The 11,900-nt window shown below is 36.8% G+C and carries 9 protein-coding genes and 1 riboswitch; of the genes, 4 read left to right on the plus strand and 5 right to left on the minus strand.

Annotation, left to right across the window (positions count from 1 at the left end):
- Nucleotides 1-98: 98 nt before the first annotated feature.
- Nucleotides 99-1,082 (minus strand): beta-ketoacyl-ACP synthase III, encoded by a 984-nt coding sequence (locus C245_RS0117990; protein ID WP_017498004.1) that lies wholly within the window; start codon nucleotides 1,080-1,082, stop codon nucleotides 99-101.
- Between the two features lie 442 nt (nucleotides 1,083-1,524).
- Nucleotides 1,525-1,726, plus strand: a riboswitch (cobalamin riboswitch).
- Between the two features lie 114 nt (nucleotides 1,727-1,840).
- Here C245_RS0117990 and C245_RS0117995 point away from each other — a divergent pair.
- The 4 genes from C245_RS0117995 to C245_RS0118010 all read left to right on the plus strand — a co-directional run bounded on the left by C245_RS0117995 (nucleotide 1,841) and on the right by C245_RS0118010 (nucleotide 8,705).
- Entirely contained in the window at nucleotides 1,841-3,889 is a 2,049-nt protein-coding gene (locus C245_RS0117995; protein ID WP_026110140.1) for a TonB-dependent receptor, read from the plus strand.
- Nucleotides 3,886-5,031 carry a YncE family protein gene (locus C245_RS0118000; RefSeq protein WP_017498006.1) on the plus strand — a complete coding sequence of 382 codons (1,146 nt, stop codon included), beginning with the start codon at nucleotides 3,886-3,888 and terminating at the stop codon, nucleotides 5,029-5,031. The genes C245_RS0117995 and C245_RS0118000 overlap by 4 nt, the downstream gene beginning before the upstream one ends.
- Before the next feature lie 173 nt (nucleotides 5,032-5,204).
- A complete protein-coding gene (locus C245_RS0118005; RefSeq protein WP_017498007.1) occupies nucleotides 5,205-6,416 on the plus strand; it encodes a hypothetical protein in 1,212 nt (403 codons plus the stop codon).
- 24 nt (nucleotides 6,417-6,440) lie between these two features.
- Nucleotides 6,441-8,705 carry a DUF5074 domain-containing protein gene (locus tag C245_RS0118010; protein ID WP_026110142.1) on the plus strand — a complete coding sequence of 755 codons (2,265 nt, stop codon included), beginning with the start codon at nucleotides 6,441-6,443 and terminating at the stop codon, nucleotides 8,703-8,705.
- Between the two features lie 201 nt (nucleotides 8,706-8,906).
- Here C245_RS0118010 and C245_RS0118015 read toward each other — a convergent pair whose 3' ends face one another.
- From C245_RS0118015 to C245_RS0118025, 4 genes are read right to left on the minus strand one after another with little or no spacing between them, the layout of a single operon-like run.
- Nucleotides 8,907-10,691 carry a hypothetical protein gene (locus C245_RS0118015; protein ID WP_157495904.1) on the minus strand — a complete coding sequence of 595 codons (1,785 nt, stop codon included), beginning with the start codon at nucleotides 10,689-10,691 and terminating at the stop codon, nucleotides 8,907-8,909.
- Entirely contained in the window at nucleotides 10,624-10,896 is a 273-nt protein-coding gene (locus tag C245_RS24420; protein WP_198288059.1) for a hypothetical protein, read from the minus strand. The genes C245_RS0118015 and C245_RS24420 overlap by 68 nt, the downstream gene beginning before the upstream one ends.
- A 41-nt stretch (nucleotides 10,897-10,937) precedes the next feature.
- On the minus strand, nucleotides 10,938-11,411 hold the full coding sequence (locus C245_RS0118020) for a phage holin family protein (RefSeq protein WP_232424383.1): 474 nt from the start codon (nucleotides 11,409-11,411) through the stop codon (nucleotides 10,938-10,940).
- A 15-nt stretch (nucleotides 11,412-11,426) separates the two neighbouring features.
- Nucleotides 11,427-11,891 carry a hypothetical protein gene (locus C245_RS0118025; protein ID WP_017498011.1) on the minus strand — a complete coding sequence of 155 codons (465 nt, stop codon included), beginning with the start codon at nucleotides 11,889-11,891 and terminating at the stop codon, nucleotides 11,427-11,429.
- Nucleotides 11,892-11,900: the final 9 nt, after the last annotated feature.

The raw sequence follows: 11,900 nt of genomic DNA on the forward strand, positions 1-11,900 counted from the left end.
TACATTTTGTCCTGATTGTTTTTTTGTTTGAAATCGATATTGAATTTATGATGAGTTACCTCAGCATAAGAATTTAGCGTAATTTTTTTATATACTATTTACCATTTGATGTACATACTGCCCCAGGAGAATCCTGCTCCAAAAGCCGTAATAACAAGATTATCTCCTTTTTTGAAATCGTTTTTGAAATCCCAAAGACATAACGGGATGGTTGCCGCTGTAGTGTTACCGTATCTTTGAATGTTTACTTTAAACTTCTCAATAGGAATACCAACTTCTTCACTTACTGCCTGAATGATTCTTAAGTTAGCCTGATGGGGGATTACCCAGTCTACCATCTCCGGAGTCAATGAAGCTTTTTCCATTAGTTCTTTCGAAGTACCGCTCATGTTTCTCACAGCGTGTTTAAAAACGGTTCTTCCTTCCTGATGTACAAAGTGCTGTTTGTTTTGAATGGTTTCTTCTGTTGTTGCCAAAAGAGAACCTCCGGCACGTACAGAAAGGAATTCAGCACCTGTTCCGTCTGTTCTGAAAATATTTTGATGAATCCCACGACCGTCTGTAGTAGGTTGTAAAAGTACAGCACCAGCGCCGTCACCAAATAAAATACAGCTGTTTCGGTCTTCGTAATTAACGATCGAACTCATTTTATCGGCACCAACTACGATAACATTTTTGTATCTGCCGCTTTCAATAAAGCTTGCACCTACCGAAAGTGCGTATAAAAAACCACTGCAGGCAGCGTTAAGGTCAAATCCCCAGGCGCTTTTCAATCCTGCTTTTTCGCATACCAAACTGGCAGCGGGAGTAAGAATATGATCGGGTGTTGATGTTGCGAGTATTAAACAATCAATATCCAGAGGATTTATATCATAATTTTTTATTAAATCTTTAATGGCGAAAGAAGCCATATCTGAGGTTGCCAGTGCAGGGTCATCCAATATTCTTCTTTCTTTTATGCCTGTTCGAGAGGTAATCCACTCATCTGTTGTATCTATTCTTTTTTCTAAATCAGTATTGCTTAAAACCGTTTCCGGTACATATCCTCCAATAGCAATAATGGAAGCCTTTGTTGTATTCATTGAATTTTTTGTTTCTCTTTTAGTGTTCTTTTAATTTTGACTTTCGGCCCAAAACCTTTCTCCAGTCCATTTTACAAGAGTTTTTCGAAGAATATGTAGTACGAGGGGCATCTTCATTTACAGGGGCGCAATTTAACAAATATAAAGACGCAAAAATCTCGGGATTTGTTAATTTACTTTTAATATTTCTATTTCACTTCATTATTAATAAAATCAATTCCTGTTTTGAATGATTTTGTTTCAGTTCTTCAATGTTTATAAAAAAGCAATCCAACTGAACCTATTATTGGTCGCAAAAATGCTTTTTTGTTACGGGTAGGTTTAAAAAAGTGAAGAATGTTTAAAACAGCATTCTTTTAATGAATGAGTGAAATTTGGTCTCATTCATTGTCAAAAGTGTAATATGAACTAATTAACTCTTGTTTTTATAAAGATAATTCTATCTTTACGGCCAGATTAAGGTCTGTTTTTTCTTTAGAGAAAACAGTTAAAAGGGAATCAGGTGTAAATCCTGAACAGACCCGCTACTGTAAGTTCTGTAAAAGTCTTTAACGTTACTCATGCCATTGCCCCGCTTTGCGGGATGAGAAGGCAGTTTAAAGATGGAACAAGTCAGGAGACCTGCCGGAATCACATAGTTTAAGACTTTCGTGGAATAAAGTTGAACAACAATAAACGGACCTGTTATTTTGTAACGGGATCCTGCCTTATTGCTTTTTTGACGATCATATCCCGAAGTTTATTTAATTAAATCAGTGATGTGTAAGACCAGAAAATTACTTTTATTTCTTTTCGTATTGTTAGCTCCCGTCGTACTTCACTCGCAGACTACTAAGGACAGTCTGAGGGTTTTGAAAGAAGTACTGTTAAAAGCAAAACCTTATCAGGAAGTGATTCCCGTACAAAGCCTCTCAGGAGTACTGCTTGAAAACTTAGCCAGCCACAATGTTGCCGATGCACTTCGTTATTTTGCCGGAGTACAAATCAAGGATTACGGTGGTTTGGGCGGACTTAAAACGGTGGATGTACGCAACATGGGAACGCATCACGTGGGTGTTTTTTACGACGGAATTCAGTTAGGAAATGCACAGAACGGAGTTACAGATTTAGGAAAATACTCTCTCGATGATATGGAATCTCTCACCATGTATAATGGTCAGAAGAGTGAAATATTTCAGTCGGCTAAAGATTTTGCGGCAGCTTCTACTATCTATTTGCGCACCAAACGGCCTGTTTTTGAGAATAACAAAAAGACCAATTTCTTACTGCGTTATAAAACCATGTCTATCAATTACAATGATCTTTCTTTTAGATTGGAGCATAAATTAAGTGATAAGGTAAGCTGGAGCGCCAGTTCTGAATACATAAAATCTAATGGCGAATACAAATTCAGATACAAAAGAAACAATCTCGACGGTACTGTGGCTTATGATACCTCAGCCACGAGACACAATAGTGATATACAAGCATTTCGTTTCGAGTCTGGTCTGTATGGGAAAATGAAGAACGGCACTTGGGATGCGAAAGTGTATTATTACGGTTCCGAAAGAGGAGCACCGGGAGCTATTGTAGAAAATAAGTTTTCGGATGGTTTTAGACAGTACGACAAGAATTTTTTTGCACAGGGTACTTTTATAAAAGACCTTAGCGAAAGATATAAATTTCAGGCTAAGGCAAAATATGCTTATGATTATACTCATTATGTAGCCAGAGACACCACCAGTGTACTGGGTGAAGTGGTTACCGAAGGCGCTCAATCTGACGATAGTTATTACCAACAGGAATATTATTTTTCAGCAGTCAATCTGTACAAGATTTTACCCACTTGGGACGTTTCGTTGTCAACTGATTTTCAGTACAACCGCCTTAATGCAACCAGAAAAGGGATAAAAACCCTGTTCTCTTATCCGGAGCGCTACACCGCTTTGTTTGCCCTGGCAAGTTCCTATAGACTGGATGGCTTTAAAGTTCTGGGCAGCGTTGTGGGAACGCACGTGCAGGAAGAAGTACGTTACAATGCCAAAGCTCCTGATAAAACAGAATTTACTCCTGCTATATTTTTGGGTTACACTCCTTTTATAGCCTATGATTTTAATGTAAGAGCTTTTGCGAAACGTATGTTCCGAATGCCCACTTTTAATGATTTGTATTATACGATGGTCGGTTCCAGTACCTTAAGGCCCGAATACATGAATCAATATGACATTGGATTTACCTACAACATACCAGTAGAGAAAGGTTTCCTGGATCAGTTTTCTCTTCAGGTCGATGGATATTATACCAATACTAAAGATAAAATAATTGCTGCTCCAACCGGAAATTTATTCCGTTGGATGATGACTAATATCGGGCAGGTGAAAGGAAAGGGGATAGAGTCGGCTGTGGATATGAAAATGCATTTCGGCAAAGTAAATCTGACCACTCATTTAACCTATACGTATTCGGAGAGTCGAGATTATACCAAGTTTGCTGGTTTGGAATTATCCTCTTACGGAGATCAGATTCCTTACACACCCTGGCACAGCGGATCCGGAATATTAAATGCAGATTATAAGTCATGGAATTTTAACTACAGTTTTATATATGTAGGAAAACGCTACAACGGAAATGTAAACAATATCAAAATTAATGAAGTGCAGCCTTGGTACACACATGATTTGGCGGTTCAGAAAATGTTCTCTTTTCATCAGTATAAAATAAAAGGAACAATCGAATTAAACAATGCCCTGAATCAGCAGTATGAAGTGATTTATAACTATCCGATGCCGGGCCGTACTTTAAAATTTATAATCAGTATTGCACTATGAAAAAGAGAAGTACCCGATTCCTGCTTAGTTTATTTGTTGCTCTTCTTTTGGTTTCCTGTAGAGAAGAAGAAACTATTTTTCCCTCTTCGGATAAAAGTGTAGCCGCACCCAGAAGCGATGGCAAAATAGAAGGATTTTATCTTTTAAACGAAGGTAATATGGGAATGAACCGCGCCAGTATTGACGTGTTCAATTACAGAACCGGGAATTATACCACCGATATTTACTCCGAACGCAATCCAACAGTAGTAAAAGAACTGGGGGATGTGGGTAATGATATAAAAATTTACGGGAATAAAGTGTATGCGGTTATTAACTGCTCCAATAAGGTTGAGGTAATCGACAAATGGTCCGCAAAACGAATCAAAAAAATAGACATTCCGAATTGCCGATATGTCACTTTCTACAAAAATAAAGCCTACGTAAGTTCCTATTCAGGCCCTGTTGCCATTGATCCAAATGCCGAAATTGGATTTGTAGCCGAAATAGATACGACATCCTTAGAAATAAAACGCAAAGTGACCGTTGGTTATCAGCCGGAACAAATGGTGGTACATAACGGAAAATTGTATGTTGCCAATTCAGGAGGTTACAAAGTACCTAATTATGACAGAACAGTATCTGTTATCGATCTTGAAACTTTTACCGAAATAAAAAAAATCGATGTAGGGATTAACCTTCATAGCATGCAGGTAGACAGCAGAGGTGATATTTATGTGAGTTCCAGAGGTGATTATTACAACACACCGTCTAATCTTTTTGTGATTGATACGAAGACGGATGAAAAGAAAATGCAGCTTGATATTCCCGTTTCAGCAACCTGTCTGGTCGATGATTTGCTCTATTATTACAGTGTTTCATGGAGCTATCTGACCAACAGTAATAAGGTTACGTACGGAATATTAGATACAAAGACCAAAAAAGTGATTAACGATAAAATCATTACAGACGGCACTGAAAAGCATATCATGATTCCTTACGGTTTACAGGTAAATCCCGAAACGAAAGAAATATACATTACCGATGCCCAAAATTACGTAGTAACAGGTTACATCTACTGTTTTACTCCCGAAGGAAAATTAAAATGGAAAACTACGGCAGGTAATATTCCAGCACATATTGCTTTTATAACTAAAAAGTAAGTTGTGAAAAGTGAAGAATAAAGAATAAAGAATAAAGAATAAAGAATAAAGAATAAAGAATAAAGAATAAAGAATAAAGAATAAAGAATAAAGAATTAGATGTTACCTCACTGGAAATTTATTTTGTTGTACCTCAGCAATCATGTGTCATTAAAGAATAAAAATAAAAAAATATGAAAAAAGCCCCTTTCGCATTTTTAAAATGCGCACTAGTAGTAACTCTTTTATTGGGATTTATTTCCTGTGGAACGGATCGGGAAGAAGAAGCGGAAAATGAAAATTTTGGAGAAATACTAAAAGAATCCTATACGATAGATCGTTTTAAAGTGCTCAATATTGATTTAAAATTAAATAGTAATTCAAAATTAACCTGGAGTATTAAAGATTCAGTGATCTCAGAAAGCCTTCAACTGGATTTTATCAGTCCGTATTTAAAGAGCTATCCCTTAACGTTAAAAGTGGAAACCAATGGTGTTGTAAAAACATTCCAATCGATTATCAATGTAACAAAAGAGACCGGAAATTATAGTAAGTACATCTCTAATGTACTGGAATTTCGTCCCGGAGTCGGTCAGTTTACCAATGAACTTCCCTTATACGCACCGGGAAATACCGAAAGTAATTTGATCAATGCCGCAAAAAAGTCACTCGTTGGTTCTAATGCCAGTATGATATCTCTAGGCGGATTTGGAGGCTATATTGTATTTGGTTTTGATCATACGATTCCAAACATGAATGGCCGTGATTTTAAAGTTTTGGGAAATGCATTTTGGGCTAATGACACAAAGGAAACTCGTTCAGGTTCTTGTGAACCCGGAATTATTCTGGTGGCTTACGATAAAAATAAGAATGGAAAACCCGACGAGGACGAATGGTATGAAATAGCCGGAAGCGAGTATTTTAAAAATACTACCGTGAAGAACTATAGTGTGACTTATTTCAAACCGGATCCTAACAAACCGGCTGTTGCAGGTCAGGATTTTTGGCAGACTGATGTACAGTACATTAAATGGGAAGACAGTCAGGGGAATTCAGGATATAAAACTAAAAATGGATTTCACGAACAAAGCTATTATCCGCTATGGATTTCAGAGGCTTCTTATACTTTGAAAGGAACCAGAATAAAAGACAATTTTTATGATCAAAGTGGTACCGGAAACTATTGGGTAGGCACAGGATTTGATTTTGGTTATGCCGATAATGCACCTAATAGCGACGAAGGTTCTAATATTGATATTTCCTGGGCGGTAGACAAAAACGGAAAATACGTAAAACTTCCCGGAATAGATTTCGTCAAAATACATACCGCAATCAATCAGGAAGCAGGCTGGCTGGGAGAAGTTTCTACAGATGTTGCCGGAGCTTATGACCTGTATCTTAAATAATGAAAAATTAAAATTAAATTGAATATGAAGAAAAATTACTTGTTATTATTGATGTTCCTTTCTGTCTTTTTTATACGTGGTCAGGTAGTATTGGAGGGCACAATTCTAAATAATAATAAACAAACAGCAGCGAAAAATAAAATTGCCAAAAACACGACTGCTGTAGCAACCTTTGATGATATTAAGTATTGGATAGGCACAGGCTCTAATCGGGCAGCATTTGTGGTGCAGTGGAATGATGGTAAAAATACCGATGCTTTAGTCTGGGGATTCAGATGGGAGGGTACCGCCACAGGCGAAGACATGTTGAAGGCCATACTAAAAGCAGATCGTCGTTTTTTCGCTCTGTTGTATAAGGGAACACAAACGGGATCTTCGGTGGGAGGATTGGGTTTTGATCTGAATGGAATTAAAACGATCGGACTTTATAAAGGGACAGATTATACTTATCCTCTTTATCCAACAAATGGTTTTGTGAATACGACTGCTTATGACTTTGACAGCTACACAGCAATTGATACAAACGATCACTGGCAATCCGGATGGACAAATGGTGAGTGGACGTATTGGGGGAAAAATCCTGCCGATGCTGATTTTACTGCCGTAAGTACAGGGGCATCTGGCCGTATTCTGCAAAATGATTCCTGGGATGTTTGGAATTACGCACCCTCTAAAAATGGGCTTCCTATTGCCGGAACTTTTACTCCGGTTGTACCTTATGGAGAAGCAACAGATTTTACGAATGGATTTTTTATGGTAAATGAAGACTGGTTCGGACATACCAATGGTTCTGTGAATTTTATTAATAAAGACGGAAGTACTAATTACCGAATTTATAGTATAGCGAACAACAATGAAACCTTTGGCGTGACCACTTGTTATGGAACAATTTATGGAGATAATTTTTATTTTATTTCCAAACAGGCAGCAAGTGGAGGAGATCAAAATTTTAGTCCAGGCGGAAGATTGGTTGTTGCCAATGCTAAAACCATGAAAAAAATTGCCGGATTTGCAAACATTGGAGCAGATGGACGTTCGTTTGTTGGAGTAAATGAAAATACAGGATATATCGGTACTTCAAAAGGTATTTATCTTTTTGATATTGCCAATTTGAAGGTAGGGAGTTTATTAGCAGGCACAGGTACTGCAGGACAGGTTGGCAATATGATTCGTACGTCTCAGTATGTATTTGCAGTAACACAAAATGGAGGAATGCTGATAATCGATCCTGCTACTAATACTTTGATTAAGACTATTACCGGTAAATTCCACTCTGTAGTTCAGGCCAAAGACGGAAGTGTATGGGGAATTCAGGATCAAAAGCTAATCAATATTAATGCTACAACTTTTACAGTAACCGAATATGCAATTCCAACAACTAAATACCCGGGTTCCTGGGGAGCCTGGAACGCGGGAAGTTTTACTTATAGCACGCAGGAGAATGCTTTGTTTTGGATAAACGCTATCAGTTCTTTTACTTCAGTAACAAAAATTGTAAAATTTGATATTACTTCAAAAACCTTTAATGAGAATTTTGCAACGATTCCGGGTCAGACAGATGCTTTTAAACAAATTCCTTATGGTGCCGCCCTGCGTATTGATCCGGTTTCAGATGAGCTGATTCTCAATACTACAGAAAACGGATTTGGAGCACATTTTCAGAAAAACTGGGTTCATACTTTTGATCGTACAGGAAATTTAATTCAGACAAGAGTTTTAGACGATTACTATTGGTTTCCCGGCATGACTGTTTTTCCGGATAATGCAGCACCTGTAGTGAGCAATACTCTGCCATCGGAAGTTTCGGTAAAAGAACCAACTGTAATCGATTTAAAAAACATTGTCTCGGATACTGATAATTTGTCGGCGGCGATTGTAAAATCTGTAAAGTCAGTTAGTGATACAGAGGTGGTTTCGGCCATAATAAATGTGAATGACGAATTGGTTCTGACTCCAAAAACTCAGGGTACTGCAACAGTGGTGATTCGTTTTAATTCCAATGGAAAATGGGTTGAAAAATCAATCATTGTAAATACAACAACTAATTTAGGTACCGGTGAATTCACGAAATTAGAACTGGCAGTTTATCCAAACCCGGTTTCAGATGTATTGAACATTAGAACGGAAGACGAAGTGTTAAAAGTAACGGTCTATGATATTTCAGGGAAATCAATTAACACTCAATTCAATAACAATCAGATTAACGTTAGTGACTTTGCCAATGGAATGTACATCATCAATATAGTGACCGATAAAGCAAACTATGTGCAGAAATTTATTAAGAAGTAGGGTGTGAGATGTAAAATGTAAAATGTATAGATATAGCCCCTCTTATTGTTTTGTAAGAGGGGTTTTTGATTTATAACGGTTACTTTAATAGTTGCAATATATTCATGGATTTTGTAAAAAGGTACGGAATATTCTGAATCTATTCTTCTACATAGTATTTGGGGTCAATCGTAATGAGGATTCTTAAAAAAAAAAATAAGTTTATGGTTTTTGAAAAAGCGTGCGATCTCCGGTTATTTTATAATACGCGCCTGAAGGAAGATTAGTGTCCTCATCTGCGGCTGCATCACTTGTATAAATTGGAGGAGTTAAATAAACAAAAAATCCGTTTTCGTCTATGTAAAATCGTAATGTTTCTGCTTGCATATTAGTTCCGGAAATCGTTTTTTGACCAGTGTAAAATTCTTGACGACTTTCACCAGAGCCCTTTCCAGTACCAGCTTTTAATTTTAGAATGCCACCGTCAAGATTAGGATTTCCTGTTGCTTGGTTTATTTGTTTATAGATATCTTCAGTATGAACGGAAGCATAAATATCACCTGTAATTGAGTGTACAGCTATACCATTCCAGTTTCTAGCTGTTAGACCTTGTGCAATAAAATTTCCAGTGCCATTTGTTTGTTTATATATATCACCCCCACCATCAGCGGCAAAAACATCATTTGTCATCGAGTTAACCGTGATTGCTTTCCAAGTTCTAGGAGGTTGACCTAAGGAATTAAATGTACCGGAACCTCCAGTCTGTTTTAAAATTTCGCTACCCACTACAACAGCATACACATCATTGTTTGACGAATTTATCGCAATGCTATGCCATATTCTATTTCCTGCCCCTACAGCGACAAATGGTCCTGTACCTCCCGTCTGTTTGTAAATATCACCTCCATAAACAACGGCATACACGTCATTGTTTGATGAATTTACTGCAATACTCCACCATTGCCTATTTCCCGCTCCTATTGGTTCGAAAGGCCCTATACCACCTGTTTGTTTATATATATCGCCATTTATAATAGAAGCATAGACATCATTGTTTGAAGAATTTACTGTTACTCCTAGTAAAAGTTGACCCGTGAAAGCTATCGAATGAAAATCTCCCGATCCAGCCGTTTGCTTGTATAAACCATGTGTGTAGCCACAAGCATAAACATTTCCTGTATTTGAATTTACAGCCATTTGATACCATGGTCGAAAAGATTGATTTAAAGCGATAAATTCTGAGCTTTCGACAAAATTTATAGTCCTGCCAGCCGAGACAATTAAATCTCTTCCGATATTATATGTATCAGATTGTCTAACCCCAAGTTCAAAATTGGCATTATTTCCGAATTCAAAATCTTTTGAGTATGGTTTTGTATTATTAATCCCAATTCTCGTACCGTCATCATTAATCCTACAAGGAACTATACCATTACTGTTATTGTATTTTCCCAGGAAATTTTGAATGCCATTATTTACAATATTTGTAGGCATATCAGATGTCAATGCTATCGTTCCACTTTTGTCAGGTAAGGTGTATGTTCTAGAAGCGGTATTAATATTTGTAAAGAAAGAAGAAAAAGTATTAGCGACATTTCTCAGACCAAATTTTCCATTTAGAAAAGTTTTGATTCCTGATACAGATTGGTCTGTATCAGTTGTCATGTCTCCTAAAGTTACATCGCCAGTACCAAAAATGGAATTCCCGTTTATTGTTTTGAACAAATTTTTAAAGTTTGTCCACGAGATTATACGGGTTAATTTACCAGCTAGAAAGTGAATTTTATCAGTGTCAGAAATTGAGCTTACTGTTGTTAATGTGTTTTGGAATGTGCCAAAGTTTACATCGGTTAGCACATCTTGTTTTTCAGAAATTTTGCTATCTATTTTTGGAATCGTATAGTAATTCTCAAGCAAATTTTGTTCTACAGAATCAATATCATTTTTTAAATGTTGCGCTGTTCCGTTGTAATCGCCTTTGTCTAATTTTTTTTCTAAAGGCTGCAAGATGAGCATTATCGTCTGTGATATGAGCGTGAAACTGAGATTGATCCGTTTTTGTGTCTAAAGTTGTGGTCAAATTAGAAATAGAAGCTTGTGGAATCTGCTCATCTTTATGCCAAAAGCTTGACCAAGATGCCCAAAATTGTTCTTGTGTGGGCTTTGATCTGGTTTTGAACCAGCTCAGAATAGTATTTATATTTGTTGCCATTTTGTTTGTTTTAATTTTTTTCTGTTTAAAAGTGTATTGCTTTATTCTTCTACATGATATCTGGGGTCAATTGTAATCAAAATTCTCTTGAAAAGTTGTATCAAACGATTTCTGATCGACTTCAAAATCAAAGTCATGGCATCGAAATTCTCTACTTCTTTTTTTGTTTTTATCGCGATTATATTGCTGATGATTGAAATGCCATCGCTTACGATCAGTAAATCCATTACAATGGTGACAAACCATTTGAAGTTGTAATTGAGTCCTTTGCTCATTAACGCCAAAGCTGTTGGGATCAACAATACGGCCAGTTTGGATACAAATCCTAAGGCCAGTTTTTTAAAGCTAAAAGAATTATTCAATACAATGGTTTTGACAATGCCTAAAAAAGTATCCAATACCATTAAATAAAACAGCACTTTAACAATTTCTGCATCCATTTCCAGGTAAATAAAAATTCCATAAAGCAATAATTTTAATTCATTTGAATATTCTGTAATTCTATGCATCATCATAGGTTTAGGGTTGAATTAATCTTCTACTATAGACTTTTTGGCGTGATCAAAATCAATTACGCCAAGCAGGTTGGTAAATCTCTTTCCGAAAACGGATAAGGTATTGTCTCTTTCGTTTTCGCCTAAATTGTCGCTGATCGTTTCCTGAACAACGCCAAATTTATGGACGGAAGTGCTCGCAATAAAGTTGTCGTTCAATAAGGCCCCGGCGACCATATTTCCTGAGATATCAATACTTAAGCTGAGTTTTCTTAAATAATTTAGAAAACCTTTCCATTTGATGGCGGCATAGATAAAAGAAATGGGGTAAACGCCAAAAGAGCAGATTAAGGCAAATGTAAAGAGGATCCATTCGGTGTAATGTTTTTTCGAAATAAAAAGGATTGGTAGTATAAGGATGGCTACTTGTGCCGTGATCAGGATGGTTATCAAAAGCCACAGCAATGCCAAAGCGGTAAAAATAAATTTTACAATTTTCATAGCGTTAGT

Origin of the sequence: Flavobacterium sp. WG21, assembly GCF_000335775.1 — a bacterium.
GTDB lineage: Bacteria > Bacteroidota > Bacteroidia > Flavobacteriales > Flavobacteriaceae > Flavobacterium > Flavobacterium tructae.